We start from the raw sequence: 17,589 nt of genomic DNA, 5'->3' as shown, positions 1-17,589 counted from the left end.
AAGAGGTGTAACGAATGAACGAAATCATAAAGAAGAAGCTGCTGGACAAAAATGAACTGCTCATTAACATGGTGATTGAACGCGTAAAAAGAGATTTTCTAGACGATATCGCCATTATTGGGCTTACTGGTTCATTTAGCACCGGTGACTTTCACGAGAAGAGCGATCTTGATTTAATTATCATTAATAATACAGAAAAGGGATGGAAAATATCCGATTGCTTCATCTTGGACGACGTTGGATATGATATCTATTGCACGCCATGGGATTCAAGAATACAAGAGCAATCCACCTTGGAGAGTCCCAACGTATCGAGCCTAACCGAGCTTAAAGTACTCTACTATGCTAAGCCTGAGGATTTGGAGAAATTGAAAGACTTCCAGCAAAAAGCTCTTGATGCACTTGCAAAACCGATAGGAGAAGCGTGTCTTAATCGAGCAAATAAATGGATCGACCTGGCTAAGCAAGCATACAGCGATACGATGCTTAGTGAAGATATCGGTTCAGTGCGATATGCATCTGCTGAGGTTCTGTATAATCTAGTCAATGCCTTGGTGAGTATGAATAACACGTGCATCAAACGAGGGATCAAGCGATATTTGGAAGAGATACGTTCGTTTCGCTATGTTCCGGATAATCTCGAATCCTTATACGTGTCAATCATCGAAGCTCATACCATTGAAGATATTCGAATAACATCCTTTAATATGTTGAATAGTGTTACGAGGTTACATAACACAATGTGTGATAACTTCATTGTTAAACCGGTTCCGACCTTTGATAATCTTGGAGGAACATACGAAGAACTGTGGTGCAACTACCGTAATAAAATTTTGAACAGTGTTACAACGAACGATGCTTCCTACGTTTTTCTTTCGGCCTTTGGAGCACACGGATATCTTGATGAAATGGCCATGGAGAAAGGAACCAAGAAATATGATCTTATGCAGTACTTTGATGCAAGTAATTTACCAGTTATGAAAGAGAAGCTCCTTGATGTGATGGATGATTATCTAGAAGAGTATGATAGGGTCGGCAGAAAAGTCGAACGTTTTACAACCTTCGAGGAACTATATGCCCATTATATGAATCATTGACCTTACGTTCCAGGTAGTCAACCAAACATTGTTTTTACATTTGGATATCTCTAGAAGATGGAAAGTCTGACGATTTTATCGTCAACAATAACAAAATGATAATTCAATAATAGCGGATCGGGTAAACCAGTCTTGTCGTAGGTACCATCCAGCTCGCATGTTAGCACAATTTCATCACCTATTTTTTTTGCTATTGTTGGCTTTAACGTTACATTCGCCGCGAAATGGTTTTGATCACTCCATTCCCGAATCACCTGTCGGGTCTGGCTTGTTAGATGCAGTAATGTATTTGCCAATTACAGACGGTAAATGATTGAGATCCATATTGTTCTCTCCCTTTATTAATTAATTTTTAGACGGTAGGAATCGTTCCCCCATCTATGACATATTCACTACCTGTAATAGATGCTGCTCGGTCTGAGACCAGAAATGCGACCAGCTCAGCGACTTCTTCAGGAAATCCTGGCCGACCAATTGGAATACCTCCGAGTGAAGTCATAAGTTGTTCGAGCGCACTTTCTCGACTTCCGGTTTCCGTTGCGATCCGATCAATTAATGCGTCAGCTGCTTCTGTCTGAATAAACCCGGGAGACAATGTATTGATGCGAATTCCTTGAGGGGAAAATTCATTCGATAATCCCTTGCTATAATTAGTCAGCGCGGCTTTGGCAGATGCATAAGCCAGTGTAGTTTCATATAAAGGTAATCGTCTCTGGATGGAAGTGAAATGAAGAATAACGCCTGAATTATTTTCTAACATAAGTGGAATTAAGCCACGATCAAGTCGAACTGCTGCGAGTAAATTCCAATTTAATGCATGAAGCCAATCCTCATCACTCAATACAAGAGCGCCTCCTGGTGGTGTCGTTGATCCACCTACGCAATGGACAATAATATCGATACCTCCAAGTTGCTCTTTTACTGCTGTAATTATTTGCTCTACACCTTCAGGTGTGGCGACATCTGCTTGCACAAATTTGACCGAATTTGGCAAGTCAGTAGATTGGGAACGGGCAGTAGTAAGAACTGTAGCTCCGCCGTTTGCAAGTCTTTTTACAACTGCTTGCCCCATTCCCTTTGTTCCTCCGGTTACAAGCACCTTTTTACCTTCAAATTCTGATACAGAGAACTCAAATTCTTTATACATAACTATTCCTCCTTGTGATGGTATTCAATGATTAATTTGAAATTGCTCTGTCTCTAAACCTTAATGTGTTGTTCGAGAGGAGCTAGAACTAATACTACACTTGCTACTTTCATAACGTCCAATTTATTATAATAATAAAAATGATGAATATTATTAATATAGAAAGGGGTGTTTTAATGGAACTTACACAATTGGAATACTTTATGACCGTTGCACGACTTGAACATATGACCTTAGCCTCCAAAAAACTAGGTATTACTCAGCCAGCGTTAAGTCATGCAATTGCCAAGCTTGAAAACGAGATAGGAGCTCCTTTATTTGAGCGAAATGGACGAAATATTAAGCTGAACCGAAACGGTACTATGTTCTCTAAATGGATTGGTAGGGCCCTACATAATATTGAAAATGGTCTAAAGGAAATCGAAGAGTGGTCCAATCCGGATACTGGTGTGATTACGTTGTCATATCTAAACATTCTCGGTGTTGAATTGATCCCTAGCCTAATTCGAAGTTATCAATTGAAGTATCCCAAAGTTCGGTTCGAATTGACACAAGGGAACTTAGGAGATATTGATGCACATCTGGAGCAAGGATTTTCGGATATTATGATTACATCGAGGGAATCTACTTTGAATAATCATCACTGGAAGACGATTCAGAATGTTCCTTTATACATTGTTGTTCCCTCCCAACATCGTTATGCAGATTGTAGCGCTCTTAGTTTGACAGAGCTGTCTGGCGAGCCATTTATTGGATTGAAAAACAACTGTGGATTAAAAGCAACGATTTTATCCCGATTCCAACATACCGGATTTTTTCTTGCTTCTGCTTATGAAGCGGAGGACCTGATCACTGTAGCCGGTTTTTATAAAGTCGGGTCTAGGTGTATCAGTACTGCCTAAGACGCTGGGTTTGATGTTAGATGAATTGGTCTGGATCCCTATCATTGATGAAGGGTGGTACTGGGAAATAGGATTAAAGTGGAGAGATGATCATAATATTTCCCCAGCAGCGAAGAGGTTTATTGAATATGTGGATACTTTACATCAAGGGGATTGACCTCCAAATTTTTTAGTTTTGAAAAGAAATTCTGAGAAAACAATCATACTTTATTGTATTTGAACACAAGGAAAAAAACCTTTTACAATGATTGGCAGTGAGTTATAATACAATCACCAGATAGATTACCCAACAAAAAAGTGAAATATTGTAATATCTAGTCACACTCGGCTCGTCATAGTTCTTTGAGCCGCTTATTACAACATAATAGATATCGGAGGTATGATTATGGTCAAGAAAAAAATTTCCACAGCCCTCAGCGCAGCTTTAATCGTTTCTATGCTGGCTACTGGCGTAATAGTCACTATCGAAGGTAACACAACGTTAGAGGTAGCGAAGTCAGCAGGGGATAAAAAGGTTGAAGTTGTTAAAGCATAAGCGAGCCGTTAATTTATTTAGAGCATGTCAAGAGACAAGAACATATTCCTGTTGAAGTCGCTATTTTAGCGGCTTTTTTTGTTTTATCGGTAAAATTGGGTTTAATACTAACGATATTTTGTTGAACAAGTAAAGAGAAGTTTAGATGTAACCTTTTTACATTTGTAAACCAATAGGTTTAAAGTAATAAAAAATGATTAGATCAACTTAACTAAAAAATTGTTATTTTCTATAATCAGTCATAAATTGTGCAAATGTAAACTAAAACAGATATATACATAAAAAATAATGTTCATTTATCCAAAAATACTTTGACAAATGAAAACCGGTGGATTATTTTGTTAATAAGGAATGCATATTTCTTCTTTAGATTTTAAATAGCCTTAAGGGAGCGTGAACAAAATTAAAAAAGTACATCTATCAGGTGAAAATAGTATCAGCAAAGATCCAGAAAACTTTATTTATAAAAATGAATACAGACCGCAAATACATTATTCCCCTAAGGGAAATTGGATTAACGATCCTAACGGGATGGTTTATTACGAAGGAGAATATCACCTTTTCTACCAATATACTCCCCATGATACGCAGCCTGACTTCGGCAGAATGCATTGGGGGCATGCAGTAAGTAATGATTTAGTACATTGGGATGAACTTCCACCAGCCATCTCGCCCGGAGAAGATGGAGCGATCTTTTCGGGAAGTGCGGTAGTCGATAAGAACAATACAAGCGGATTCTTCAACGAAGCAGGATCAGGATTGGTTGCAATTTATACTAATAACGGTAACAGCGCTCAACCCGGTAAACCGCAGGTTCAAAGCATCGCTTACAGCAAGGACAAAGGTAGAACCTGGACAAAATATGAAGGCAACCCTGTTTTATTCCCCACGGAAACGCTAGACTTTCGAGACCCAAAGGTATTCTGGCATGAAGAATCTTCAAACTGGGTAATGGTTCTTGCAGTAAGCGACCGTATAGAATTTTACACATCTTCGAATCTTAAGGATTGGTCTTATGCAAGCGGTTTCGGTTCTGACATTCCGGGCATCCATCGTGGAATATTTGAATGTCCTGATGTTTTTAAAATCCATGTGGATGAGGACCCCAATACCACTAAATGGATTCTGACACTAAGTCTCGGAGATAGAAATGGCGTAAATCCAAACGATTCAGAACCACCCGCAGGCGGTTCAGGCATGATGTATTTTATAGGTCACTTTGATGGTAAGGTTTTTACACTAGATGAAACATTGGAATCATTCGATACAATCCAATGGATAGATTACGGATCTGACTTTTACGCGGCCGTGACCTGGGATGGTATCCCGAATGAGGATGGGCGAAAGATTTGGGTCGGCTGGATGAATAATTGGCGTTATGCTTCCACTCTTCCTTCTAAAGAATGGCGTGGCCATATGTCAATCCCACGAGAGATTCGGCTTAGGACGTATTCGGAAGGACTTCGCTTAATTCAAGCACCCATAACTGAGTTAAATCAACTTAGAAGATCAATTCTGTCTCTACAAGACATTACGATTAAACCAGATATGAACGTTTTGTCTGCTGTTTCTACTGCAAAGATGGAAATTATTGCGGAATTTGAAATTGGTAACGCAATAGAATTTGGGTTCAAGGTGCGAAAGTCTTCCTCTTCCAACCAGGAGACAGTCATCGGATATAATGTCTTGAATGAGGAGTTGTTCGTCGATCGGACGAAGTCAAACACTGTTGATTTCCATCCCGATTTTGCTGCAAAACACAAGGCCCCCATGAAGCCAGAGCATAAACGGATACAGTTGAGCATCTATGTTGATTGGTCAAGTGTAGAGATCTTTGGCAACAATGGAACAACTATCATTTCAGACACGATTTTCCCCGACTTGGAAAGTAGAGGACTGGAACTCTATGCCATTGGCGGAGAACTAAAGGTCGTGTCTCTTCAAATCAATGATCTCGTAAGCATTTGGGAAAATCAACCGAACTGAACTCGGTGTCCAAAACCAATTAAATTTGAATCGACTTTACGATTCTATTAGAAAAGAGGGTATGGAATGAACGATAAATCTAAATTCGCAATATGTCTTCTGATGGCAACGGGATTAACTCTGACTTCAAACGGTATTTTTACGTCCAAATCAATTGCGGCTAGTGCTGTGCTCGCTGATCAGGAAACAAATAAACAGGCAAAGGAGGAGCTTGATATTTTTGAAAGCGCATCCAAATCAAATACCAATCTGATAGGCTGGCAAGTGAAAGGAAAAGGGGGATTAGAGGATACTTCAGAAGGAATCCTGCTAACTTCACAGCCTAAAGAAAATGTAATGGCCATCTCAGAGACAGTGTCCGATGATTTTATCTATGAAGCTGATGTCATGATCAGGGATACGAAGGCAGACGCCACATTGTTGTTTCGTTCTAATGAGGATGGCTTTAGCTCGTACATGCTGCAAATCGTTCCGGACGCAGGTCTGATTCGGTTAAGAGATGCAAGAAATGGAAATGGGAAATTAAAGGAGGAGCGTAAAGTTTCTGTTGAAATGGGGCAAATCTATCATCTCAAAGTGAAGGCAGTGGGTTCCTCTCTAAAAGTATATTGGGGCAATCAATATAAACCATTAATTGATGTTCAAGACATTTCGTATCAAAGCGGAAAGCTTGGACTCCATGTATGGGATGGATCCGCCTTGTTTTCGAACATCGTAGTGAGCGATCTGAAAGGTAATTTGGGTACGGTGCTTTCTAGCAAGGGAACATGGCAGCCTGATATCAACGGCAAAAGAGGGACGGTAGAACAGGAGAGCAAAGCACAGCAAATCTATAATAAAGAGGCGACTGATATGGTCTATGAAGGGAATATTACCCTTCGTCCAGATTCTATTGCAGCTCTCGCATTCCGATCTTCAACCGATGGAGCTGAAGGATATGAAGCTTCTCTTACGAAGGAAGGAGATCAGGTCCGTGTAAGTTTGACGAATACAAAAGGAACAGTAATTGCAAGTTCGCAACGTACTTATCCGAGTCAGATGGGAGCCAAACATCATGTGGAAATCAAGGCAAAGGGAGATCGAATTCAGGTCTTCCTGGACGGGTACACTACGGCCGCGATTGACGTGAAAGATTCAACCTACAAAAGTGGAAGTACTGGAATCGTCGTAAAAAAGGGGACGGCTTACTTTCAGGATACTTATGTGACGGAACTGAGCCAATATTACAATGAGATATATCGTCCACAATATCACTACACGCCAATACGTGGTTCAGCGAGTGATCCGAATGGACTTGTCTACTTCGAAGGAGAATATCATCTCTTCCATCAGGATGGAGGAACATGGGCGCATGCGGTAAGTAAAGATATGCTGAACTGGAAACGGCTTCCGATTGCACTTCCCTGGAATGATCACGGACATGTCTGGTCTGGGTCGGCTGTTGCGGATATGACAAATGCATCTGGTTTATTCGGAGATTCAGGAGGCAAGGGCCTTATTGCATACTACACTTCCTTTAATCCGGATAGCCCAAATGGGAACCAGCGTATAGGTCTTGCTTACAGTAAAGACCAAGGTCGTACTTGGGAGTATTCGAAGGAGCGCCCGATTGTGATCGAGAACCCAGGTAAGAGCGGAAATGAAGCTGGGAATTGGGATTTCCGCGATCCGAAAGTAATCCGTGATGATGAGAATAACCGCTGGGTTATGGTTGTGTCCGGAGGAGATCATATTCGTTTCTATACGTCAACGAATTTACTTGACTGGACATTGACAGATAATTGGGGATATGGGGATTACGTCCGCGGAGGCGTATGGGAATGCCCTGATTTGTTCCAGCTTCCGGTAGACGGAACGTCACAGAAAAAGTGGGTTATGATGATCAGTACAGGAGCGAATCCCAAAACAGGCGGATCAGATGCCGAGTATTTTATCGGTCAATTAACAGCTGATGGTAAATTCGTGAACGATAATCCCGCGGGTAAGGTACTAAGAACAGATTTTGGTAAAGAATTTTACGCTTCGATGTCTTTCGCTAACATGCCTGATCATCGCACAGTGATGATGGCGTGGATGACGAATTGGGATTATCCGTTCGCTTTCCCAACGTCCAATTGGAAAGGTGAACTAACCATTCCTAGGGAAGTATCATTGGTAACGACCAAAGATGGAATTCGGATGGTGCAAAGTCCAATCAAAGAATTGGAATCACTGCGTAAACCTTTGTATTCTGCTTCCAACAAGTCGGTGAGTCCTTCTTCCGGGAATCTGTTAAAAGGTATTATTTCAGGGGCTTACGAAATTGAAGCTGAAATTGAAATCCCTGAAGCCAGCACAGCGACCGAGTTTGGCTTTAACATTCGTGAGGGTGCAAATCAGAAGACGGTCGTGGGTTATAAGGCAAGCGATAGTCGTATGTTTGTGGACCGAACTACATCGGGTGAAACGGATTTTTCTAACCTTTTCAGCAAGAAACATGAAGCACCTACGCAAATGGAGAATAATCGGATCAAGATGCGTATTCTTGTGGATGAGTCTTCTGTTGAAGCCTTTGGTAACGACGGTAAAGTTGTCTTTTCAGATGTTATATTTCCGGATCCTGCTAGTAGAGCGATGAGTTTTTATGTGAAAGGTGGGAATGTGAACGTTGTTTCCTTGAAAGTGCATCAACTTGAATCTGTCTGGAATGAGGACATTCCTTCAAAAGTTCAAATAAAGATGGATACGAGCGATCGGGAACTTGGGGTAGGCGAGTCGGATACACTGCAGGCGATGGTCGAGTACGGACCAGGTTTAGGCGTTCAACCGCTGAAGTGGGATTCTAGTAATAACGAAGTAATAGCCATAGACCTGGTAGACAACTCACACGCAGTTATTAAGGCAAAAAAAGAAGGGGAGTCCACAGTCACTGTATCTACTCCGAATGGTAAAACTTCCGCTAGCGTGCTCGTTAAAGTCTCAGGTGGTGAGTTCCGGACAAACCTGAGTGGATGGACTAAAGATCTGTCTGCTGCTTCATGGTTAGTTAGTGAACATGGGATTCGTGGTAAATATTATAGCGATGCGAATTATATTGCCAAAGAGAAGGCTGGGAATTTTACGTATGAAGCAGACATGATGCTTGGTGAAACAGGAGGGGCAGGTTCTATTTTGTTCAGGACTAGCGAAGATGGTCGCAGTGGTTATTATCTGAATCTAGACCCTAACATGAAGGCAATCCGTCTGTTCTATAAAATCAATGGAGGATTTGAAGAACGGCAGGTTCTTGCAAAAGTACCAACTTTCATTCAGCCAGGTCAAACGTATAAGGTGAAAATAGAAGCGAATGGTCCGCATATTGTCGTTCACGTGGACAGTCAAAAAGTGATAGATATCATGGATGGTACTTTTGCAGAAGGTCACTTTGGACTCAATGTTTTTGGCGGATCCGCATCTTATCAGAACGTCAATGTGAGCAACGGTGAACCTGCAAACATCACCAAGTCCAGTCTTATAAATGCCGCAACACAAAAATCCATTTATACCGTGAACCTTGTCAACGGGGAGCCGGTTACCTTGCAAGATGCAAGTGCAGCTTCCGTCCAGAAGTGGGTATTTGTTCCGACAGGCGACGAAGCAGGTTCGTATTCGATTCGTACTACGGCCGGTCAGACGCTTGATCTGGATATAGGGCAAAACAAACTTCAGCTATACCATTACTTGGGATACAACAACCAGCGTTGGGTCCTTCACGAGAACAAAGACGGATCAGTTCATATTACTTCAGCTCATCATCAAAAAGCATTAGAAGTATCGGAAGATGGGACCGAACTCATCCTAAGTGAACTGAATCCATCACTTGATCGACAAAAATGGATATTAGCAAAATAATCAAAATTTATTCCATGATGGCGTATCTCATAGATATTCTAATAAAGAAGTGTCGCGGGACAGGACCATTGTTCTATTCAAGTCGCTATTATAGCGACTTTTTTCTTTTAACGAGAGGAATCAATCATATATTATATTTTTTCCTTCTTCACTTAGTTTTCTTAAAGATGTAATCATGTGATTAATCTCTTCTTCAGAGTGTCTTTCCCATGAAGCTAATTCAGCTACTATTTTAAGTGGCGATTTAGATCGATATGAACGTGTTGGGTTTCCAGGAAACTTTTTATCAGTTACGTTTGGATCACTTTCAAAATCTCCTAATGGTTCTACAATGTAAATTCTTTCTTTTGCATTAGATCTTGCCAATTCAGCACCCCATTTGGCAGCATTTAATGTTGCAGTAAAGTATATATGGTTAGAATTTTTCTCTTGGTAATTTGATAAGAATTGTGGTTCTAATAAATCACCAATTTGCAGTTCTGCTTTTGTACCGTGAAAAAAAGGACCTTGATCTATGATCACTTTTTTGTCATCCATACTGATCCACCTCTTTTTTAGTTTTGTATTTAGCAGTATAGTGTAGGAATTTCAAAAAAAACAGTCTATAAAAAAATAAAAAATAACGGTATAATTTAAGTAGAGAGAATGATACTGAGTCCAATAACCCAAGTTTAAGAAAGCAGCCGATCATAGTGATCGGCTGCTTTTGTTTAACTAACGAGCAGGTTAAAAAGATAATCCGTTCAAGGCAGGTCTCTGTCCTGGATTGTAGAGTGATGTTGCAATGTCAGAGAATATAGTTGATAAGCATTATCATTCATGTTATATTGTTCACCAGTAAACAAAATATAAGAAATTATTTAGAAAAACCTTAATATTTAAATGATATTTTTGTTTACAATTAAATAAGGAGCGATCACAGGATGATCTCAAAAGATAGAACAAAACAGTTGCTTTATGACCAATTTATCCGTTTTTTACATGTGTATGAGAACCACAAGGATACAGAAATCGAGCATTTCCTAAGTATCGCCCAGCGAGAAAGTATCGAGAAAATCCCTCAGCATTTGACCGCGGTTCATATGATAGATTGCATAGGCAAGCATGAGCCTATTAACAACACGGGTATTGCCGAGGCGATGAATTTGTCCAAAGCAAGTATCACCAAAATTGGCAACAAACTGCTGGAGGAAGGATTCGTCAAACGTACAAAAATGAACGACAACAAAAAGGAAAGCTATTTCCGGTTGTCACCGCAAGGCAAAAAAATCTTTGAACTGCATGAACGTCTGCATATACATGAGGCTGAGCGCTTCTATCGTACTCTCGACAAATATTCGGAAACGGAGCTAAAAGTAATCCATCAATTTCTTCAAGACAGCAGTATAAATATTGAATCCAGATAGAACAAAGGAGAGTGAAGCATTTGAGTCTGGCGGAATTGATCAGGGAGCGCAGGAGTATTCGTAAATGTAATTCTACGCCGGTGGACCAGGAGTTAATTGTAGAATTACTGCGTAAGGCTATAAGGCTTCAACCTTTTGTCGAGTCTGGCTCGTGGCGTGTAGTATATGCCGGAACTCCGGAAGCACGCAAACGGTTGGTGGACTGCATGCTGGAACAGATGTCACAAAGCAAGCTCGGCAAGTTGATTCCAGGGAAACTTCTGGATGTTTTTAAAAAGAGATTTACCGATATTCCTGCCCACGTCATTGTTATGTCGACTGTAGGACCGAATCGTCTGACCAATGACCGCAATTATGCGGCTGCCTGCGGGGTGATGCAGAGCTTCCAACTGCTGGGCTGGGAACGAGGGTTAGGAATGTTGTGGGATACAGAGTCCATGATTCAACATGAAGGGTTCTTCAATGGAATTGGCTTACGTGAGGATGAAAGATTTGTTGGTATTCTTCATATAGGATATTACAACAAAGCGCCAAGAAGTCGGAAAAGAACACCAGCCGAGCAGAAATGGACCGTATTGCGAGGACAGTCTACATAGAAGAGGAGGATATGAAAATGAAATTGTCAGATTTGGAAGGAGACATGGGCGGTCCGAGTGAGTTTTTGGATCAACCGGTATCGCAGGATCTAATCCTTGAGTTGCTCAATCATGCCGTATGGGCGCCAAATGATGGCCTCCGAGAGCCGTGGCGATTTATCTTTGCTGATAACCAGTATGGGGACATCATGCAGGGATTACAGGAGCCTGCCCCTGCATATCTTCTGGTCTTGGTGAAGGAAGAGACGGATCAATATAAGCGGGAAGAGGACTTTGCAGCTGTCTGCTGCCTAATTCAGAATTTCCGCTTGCTGGCTCATGAGCAAAGTCTGGGTGTGCGCTGTACCTTGCATGACTGGATGTACGATCCGAGCCGTACTGAAATGTTTGGTGTACTGAGTAACGAGCGCATTGCTGCGGTTCTGGAATTGGGATACGGTGCAAATCAGTGGAAAGGGAATACGGAGTTACCTGAGACTCAACTTCATTTTGAACTGCTGTAGGGTGGCGATCAATTTTTATTGCACCAAAACATCATAACTGATTGAGCTTGCTTTCAGGCTCCTCACCATTTTCTACACGTTTTATATTCTTTATAAAGAAATCATATCTTGTTTTATGAAATTTCCGACCATCAGGCATTCCCGCTGTATGGGGAGTAAGTATCACATTACCCAGATTCCGGAGCTCACTGTCAATCGGAAGCGGTTCAGATTCAAACACATCCAGGCATGCGCCTGAAATATCCCCGTTTTTTAATGCATCAATCAGGTCTCTTTCGTTGACAATGCCGCCGCGGGCTGTATTGATAAAAAGAGTGGTATTTTTCATTTTTTTGAATGCCGCTTTGTTGATTAGCTGTTTGGTTTGCTGATTCAAGGGTACATGTACACTGACTATGTCCGATGTGCTTACAAGAGTATCAAAATCCGTCATTTTCACAAAACCGTCCGATTGTGCAGTGGCATTTCTCCCATACGCCAGCACATTCATATCAAAAACCCTGCAAAACGCAGCTACTTTTTTTCCAATAGCACCCAAACCGATAATCCCAATCGTTTTGCCCTTTAATTCACTCCCTGTATAGTCCAATTGATTTTCATCCATCTTGTTTTTCATGAAAGTATCAAGAAACGGTATGTTTTTATAATAAGACAATAACAGTGCCATTACGTGCTCGGCCACTGCCTGTGCATTCACTCCTGCAGCATTGGCCACCCAAATGCCGCGCTGTGTACAGGCAGGGACATCCACATTATCAAATCCTGCACCCGTCTGTACCAATTTTAATTTTTTTGCGTTAGAAAGCAGGCCGTGGTCCACTTTAATATGTTCAGGAATGATTACCTGGCAATCTTCAATATGATGCAGCATTTCTTTTCCCGGCGGAACAATTACAACATTCCAGTCTTGCGGAAAACTCCTTGCAATATTTGATTTTGAGATCTCGCTAAAATAGCCAACGATGAGAATCTTCATTGCTAAACCACCTTTCATAAGCTATACCATTTTCGAATAAAACCGTTTGATGCTCGTCATTTTATCCTTTTAATACAATTTTATCAAGAAAATCTCATCACGTTCTATTGAACTGGAATGGAAAAGAATCTAGATAAACAATATACTAGCTATATAGTTTTTTATTGAGGTGAATATCAAATGGATGAAATCGATGAGTCAAAACAAATTGTACTACAAATCGGCGGTGCATTAAAAAAGTATAGAAAAGAAAAAAACATGACCTTAGACGACTTATCAGAATTAACGGGCGTAAGCAAACTTACTCTGGGGAATATAGAACGTGGCGAAACAAATCCAACTTTAGCAATTATATGGAAAATTTCAAAAGGAATATCCTTACCGCTATTGGCTTTGTTCACATCAGAGAAACCTGTTAGTTTGTATCGAGCAGGGGAGGGACTGCGGTTTTCTAATGATGAAAAAAATTGGATCATTGAACCCGTCTTTAAAAGCAACGATATTGAAATGTGTCGGGCATACTTACAGCCTAATAGCTCGTATTACCCTGAAGGTCATCATGTGAATACAACTGAAATTGCCACAGTAATGACCGGTTCCATTGAGTTACAAGTCAATGGAGAGATTTACACATTGAATCAATATGATACGATCAGTTTTCGTGCAGATTATCCTCACGCTTATACCAATCATACGAATAACGAAACAGTGCTCCATATATCCTTAAAATATGGCTTCTAGTCGTCGAAAATTTACTTATTAAATGCAACTCCGAATTCCATGACGGGAATTCAGAGTTGTATTTTTTTAATCAATTTAAGTATATCATAAAATAATTATTGTTTATATAAGTATACTATAATATACTTTTATTATTCGCGCGGATGTTATAGCAAAGTTTTTCAACCAGCATGAAGCAAATATTATACGTAAGAATTCAGGAAGGAGAATTGTAGAATGCCGAATAAACAAAATAAAAAATTCGTGCCATCCTCTGTAGCGCTGATCATTCTCGGCATTATTGTTATTGCAGCTAATTTACGTACTCCCTTAACCTCAGTTGGTCCTTTAGTGGGTTTTATAAGGGATGACGTTCATATTTCAAATACATTAGCAGGCCTGATCACAACGGTACCTTTGCTTGCCTTTGCTTTATTATCGCCTCTTGTACCAAAATTAGGACGGAGGTGTGGGGTTGAGCGTATCATTTTGATTGCCCTAATCTTTCTGACTGTTGGTATTGTAATACGATCTTTATCTGGCGCAGTTAATCTGTTTATTGGAACAGCAGTTCTTGGATTCGCCATTGCCATATGTAATGTATTATTGCCAAGTATAATCAAAAGGGATTTCCCAAATAAAATTGGCTCCATGACAGGAGTTTACTCCATTTCGATGAATTTATGCGGAGCAATCGCATCGGGAATCAGTGTACCGCTAGCCATGAACGCAGGGCTAAAATGGCAGGGAGCATTGGGAATATGGGGGATTCTAAGCTTTGTATCGATCCTCTGTTGGTTACCCCAATTAAGAAATCAAACGAAACAAACTGCCACGACGAGTCAACAAATGGCAAGCAACGATGTGAATGTTTGGCGATCCCCGCTAGCTTGGCAAGTAACCTTGTTCATGGGTATACAGTCTATGGTTTTCTATGTATTGATCGCATGGTTGCCTGAAATTTTAAAGCAGCAAGAAATAGACTCCAACCAATCTGGATGGTACCTCTCGATCATGCAGTTAGCGATGCTTCCATTTACCTTTATTGTCCCTGTTATTGCTGGGCGTATGTCCAACCAACGTTTGTTAGTAATCATCACAACCGTTTTGCTTTTGACGGGGACGCTCGGACTTCTTTACGGAAGTTCTAATGTCATTCTGTTGTGGATCGTCATACTCGGTATTGGTGGAGGTTTCGCCTTTAGTTTGGCCATGATGTTTTTCGGGTTGCGCACTGAAAATGCACATCAAGCAGCGGAACTATCTGGTATGGCCCAATCGATCGGATATCTTCTTGCCGCAATCGGTCCAGCCCTCATAGGATATCTGCACGATGCAACAAATAGTTGGAACCTGCCACTTTTCATTCTTCTTGGGGCTTCGGTCTTACTCTTTTTAGTTGGTATAGGAGCAGCAAGTAATCGTGTTGTAGGTAGTCGAAATGGTTACGAATTGCCACGGAAAGGATGATAACGATGTTTGACAAAATTATGGTGGCCATTGATAAAGCTGAAATAACGAACAAACTCATTGATGCAACCGTTGAAATAGCCCAAAATAAACAAACTCAAGTTACCTTGGTTAATGTCAGCCAGGATTATGTGTCAAATGGCATGACATATGTACCAGAGAATTTTTTGGAAGACATACTGAACGAAATGGAAAAAGCGAGCTTAGAACTGTTGCATCAAGTCAAATCTAAATTAAAGACTGCGGGGGTTAACCCGGAAACTGTTCAGCTTAAGGGAGATCCTGGGCATGAAATATTGAATTATGCAAGGGATACCGAGCAGCAACTTATTATTATCGGAAGTCGTGGGCTAAGGGGCATAAAAGAAATGATGCTTGGAAGTGTCAGCCACAAGGTTTCACAGCTATCAAGTTGCGCGGTCCTCATTGTACATTAACTCCTCCAGGAACTGGGGAACGTTTATAATATAAATAAGTGTTAGAAATCATTCCGCCTGGGGTTCAATTAGAACTCATGACAGATCTCAAAAACTCAATACCATGAAATAATAAAAAGCCCGCAATGACGCGGGCTTTTGTTAGTTTTAACATCAAGTGTACATTACCTGCCGGAAATTTCATTCAGCGAGATTTCTTGTTCCTCCAGCAGTCGTTTCAGCTTTTGACGCTGCCGTTTTTCCTTCTGACGGCGCTCTTTGTCCTCAGCCTTTAGAGCCTTGAGCAGGGAGAAACACATACCGATAAGGACAATAGCGAACGGCAATGCGGTTACAATGGATGCCGTCTGGAGGCCAGTTAACCCCCCGCTGATTAGCAGTACTACCGCGATGGCGGACTGCATGATTCCCCAGGTTAATTTCACTTTTGTACTTGGATCCAGCTTGCCATCTGAAGTGAGCATGCCAAGTACAAAGGTAGCTGAATCAGCCGACGTAATAAAGAAGATCATGATCAGGATTGTGGCGATGAATGCCACGATCGTGCCCAAAGGCAGCTGCTCCAGCATAAGGAACAAAGCGGTTGTCGTATCTTTCATGACGGCCTCCGCCAGATGAGCGGAATTGAACAATTCCATGTGAAGTCCTGTTCCGCCGAAGACGGAGAACCAGATAAATCCGAAAAGACTTGGAATAACCATGACGTAAATTACAAATTCCTTTATGGTTCTTCCTCTGGATACCCTTGCGATAAAAGTGCCGACAAAAGGAGCCCATGAGATCCACCATGCCCAGTAAAATAACGTCCATGCTCCAATCCAGGTTTCTCTTGAGAACGGCGTCAGTCTCAAACTCATGTTAATAATATTCTGCATGTAACTGCCCAAGGTTGTAGTGAATGTGTCAAATATAAAAGAAGTCGGTCCAGTCACCAATACAAACAACATCAATAGCACAGCTATAACGAGGTTGACGTTGCTCAGAATCTTAATACCTTTATCCAGACCGGAGGTTGCCGAGATTAAAAACAGTACGGTTACAACTGTGATAATGACAACCTGAGTCAGAGTCGAGTTAGGAATACCGAATAAGTGATTCAGACCTCCGCCGATCTGAAGTGCACCCAATCCAAGCGAGGTCGCAACACCAAAGATGGTGGAAATGACCGCCAGAATATCAATGACCTTACCAACCCAGCCTGCAGCAAGACGCTCACCTATCAGAGGAATAAAGGTGGAACTGATCAGCCCTTTGTATCCTTTCCGGAACTGGAAGTAAGCAAGCGCTAAGCCGATGACGGTATAGATAGCCCAGGGATGCAGCCCCCAGTGGAAAAAGGAATAACGCATTGAAAGTATGGCTGCTTGCGTTGTTTCGGGTACCGCCCCCTCAGGTGCAGATAAATAGTGGGACAGCGGTTCAGCTACTCCCCAGAAAACCAGTCCAATGCCCATACCCGCGCTAAACAGCATGGACAGCCAGGAAACCGTAGAATACTCCGGCTCATCATCGTCATCACCAAGCCTAATACCCCCAAACCGGCTGAACGCCAGATAGAAAGCAAAGATCAGGAAGAACAGTGTCGCTAGCAAATAAAACCAGCCAAAATTCTGAATAGAGAAGTTGTAGGCAACATTAGCCACATCCGCCAGCTGATCAGGAGCGACGGCTCCCCATATTGCAAACAGTGCAACGATGATAATTGTGATTGTAAATACCATGATGAGACCTCCGTTATGTAAGCTTCAGCCAACTATTCCTTAGTATGTGCTAGTCCGACCTGTAATATTTCGGAAAGCTAGCTTTTGATAAATTAAAACAAACTGCCGTATAATGAAACACCTTCGGTTTGTTTTGATCCTGCCTGAATAATATATATTGCCTATAATCTCTCGTTAATCTGAGATAAGGAAGGATAGGGTGATAGGGATGACATTGGAGAAT

The 17,589-nt window shown here is 41.3% G+C and carries 16 protein-coding genes; 12 read left to right on the top strand and 4 right to left on the bottom strand.

Features of this window, described 5'->3' with window-relative positions; all coding sequences use genetic code 11:
* Positions 1-14 precede the first annotated feature (14 nt).
* The gene (locus QF041_RS04640) at positions 15-1,097 is read left to right on the top strand and encodes a nucleotidyltransferase domain-containing protein (RefSeq protein ID WP_307412451.1); all 1,083 of its coding nucleotides are present in this window, start codon (positions 15-17) and stop codon (positions 1,095-1,097) included.
* A 352-nt stretch (positions 1,098-1,449) separates the two neighbouring features.
* On the opposite strand, the gene QF041_RS04635 is transcribed toward QF041_RS04640, so the two are convergent.
* Positions 1,450-2,244, bottom strand: coding sequence for an SDR family oxidoreductase (locus QF041_RS04635; RefSeq protein ID WP_307412449.1), 795 nt, complete (start codon positions 2,242-2,244; stop codon positions 1,450-1,452).
* A 176-nt stretch (positions 2,245-2,420) separates the two neighbouring features.
* Between QF041_RS04635 and QF041_RS04630 the strand changes: the two genes are divergently transcribed.
* The 5 genes from QF041_RS04630 (at position 2,421) to QF041_RS04615 (ending at position 9,537) form a co-directional block, all read left to right on the top strand.
* Positions 2,421-3,146 (top strand): LysR family transcriptional regulator, encoded by a 726-nt coding sequence (locus QF041_RS04630; RefSeq protein WP_307412448.1) that lies wholly within the window; start codon positions 2,421-2,423, stop codon positions 3,144-3,146.
* Between the two features lie 13 nt (positions 3,147-3,159).
* Positions 3,160-3,303, top strand: a complete 144-nt coding sequence (locus QF041_RS31235; protein WP_373461270.1) for a hypothetical protein — start codon at positions 3,160-3,162, stop codon at positions 3,301-3,303.
* 228 nt (positions 3,304-3,531) lie between these two features.
* Entirely contained in the window at positions 3,532-3,681 is a 150-nt protein-coding gene (locus tag QF041_RS04625; RefSeq protein ID WP_307412446.1) for a hypothetical protein, read from the top strand.
* A gap of 393 nt (positions 3,682-4,074) precedes the next feature.
* The gene (locus QF041_RS04620) at positions 4,075-5,667 is read left to right on the top strand and encodes a glycoside hydrolase family 32 protein (protein WP_307412444.1); all 1,593 of its coding nucleotides are present in this window, start codon (positions 4,075-4,077) and stop codon (positions 5,665-5,667) included.
* A 66-nt stretch (positions 5,668-5,733) separates the two neighbouring features.
* Complete coding sequence (locus tag QF041_RS04615) at positions 5,734-9,537, top strand: GH32 C-terminal domain-containing protein (protein WP_307412442.1); 3,804 nt, start codon at positions 5,734-5,736, stop codon at positions 9,535-9,537.
* Between the two features lie 120 nt (positions 9,538-9,657).
* Here QF041_RS04615 and arr read toward each other — a convergent pair whose 3' ends face one another.
* On the bottom strand, positions 9,658-10,074 hold the full coding sequence (gene arr, locus QF041_RS04610; RefSeq protein WP_127549338.1) for an NAD(+)--rifampin ADP-ribosyltransferase: 417 nt from the start codon (positions 10,072-10,074) through the stop codon (positions 9,658-9,660).
* 386 nt (positions 10,075-10,460) lie between these two features.
* Between arr and QF041_RS04605 the strand changes: the two genes are divergently transcribed.
* From QF041_RS04605 to QF041_RS04595, 3 genes are read left to right on the top strand one after another with little or no spacing between them, the layout of a single operon-like run.
* A complete protein-coding gene (locus QF041_RS04605) occupies positions 10,461-10,943 on the top strand; it encodes a MarR family transcriptional regulator (protein ID WP_017688279.1) in 483 nt (160 codons plus the stop codon).
* A gap of 20 nt (positions 10,944-10,963) precedes the next feature.
* The gene (locus QF041_RS04600; protein WP_307412439.1) at positions 10,964-11,539 is read left to right on the top strand and encodes a nitroreductase family protein; all 576 of its coding nucleotides are present in this window, start codon (positions 10,964-10,966) and stop codon (positions 11,537-11,539) included.
* A gap of 17 nt (positions 11,540-11,556) precedes the next feature.
* Complete coding sequence (locus QF041_RS04595) at positions 11,557-12,042, top strand: nitroreductase family protein (protein WP_307412437.1); 486 nt, start codon at positions 11,557-11,559, stop codon at positions 12,040-12,042.
* A 31-nt stretch (positions 12,043-12,073) separates the two neighbouring features.
* Here the strand turns inward: QF041_RS04595 and QF041_RS04590 are convergent, their stop codons facing one another.
* Entirely contained in the window at positions 12,074-13,018 is a 945-nt protein-coding gene (locus tag QF041_RS04590) for an NAD(P)-dependent oxidoreductase (RefSeq protein ID WP_307412435.1), read from the bottom strand.
* Between the two features lie 180 nt (positions 13,019-13,198).
* On the opposite strand from QF041_RS04590, the gene QF041_RS04585 reads away from it, so the two are divergent.
* From QF041_RS04585 to QF041_RS04575, 3 genes are all read left to right on the top strand, one after another.
* Positions 13,199-13,759 carry a helix-turn-helix domain-containing protein gene (locus QF041_RS04585; protein WP_091021004.1) on the top strand — a complete coding sequence of 187 codons (561 nt, stop codon included), beginning with the start codon at positions 13,199-13,201 and terminating at the stop codon, positions 13,757-13,759.
* Between the two features lie 216 nt (positions 13,760-13,975).
* Positions 13,976-15,208, top strand: a complete 1,233-nt coding sequence (locus tag QF041_RS04580) for a CynX/NimT family MFS transporter (RefSeq protein WP_307412433.1) — start codon at positions 13,976-13,978, stop codon at positions 15,206-15,208.
* Between the two features lie 5 nt (positions 15,209-15,213).
* Positions 15,214-15,645, top strand: coding sequence for a universal stress protein (locus tag QF041_RS04575; RefSeq protein ID WP_307412431.1), 432 nt, complete (start codon positions 15,214-15,216; stop codon positions 15,643-15,645).
* 164 nt (positions 15,646-15,809) lie between these two features.
* On the opposite strand, the gene QF041_RS04570 is transcribed toward QF041_RS04575, so the two are convergent.
* The gene (locus tag QF041_RS04570) at positions 15,810-17,366 is read right to left on the bottom strand and encodes a glycine betaine uptake BCCT transporter (RefSeq protein WP_307412429.1); all 1,557 of its coding nucleotides are present in this window, start codon (positions 17,364-17,366) and stop codon (positions 15,810-15,812) included.
* Positions 17,367-17,589: the final 223 nt, after the last annotated feature.

The sequence above is a fragment of the Paenibacillus sp. W2I17 genome (assembly GCF_030815985.1).
Lineage (GTDB): Bacteria > Bacillota > Bacilli > Paenibacillales > Paenibacillaceae > Paenibacillus.
This window is presented reverse-complemented; position numbering and strand designations above follow the sequence as displayed.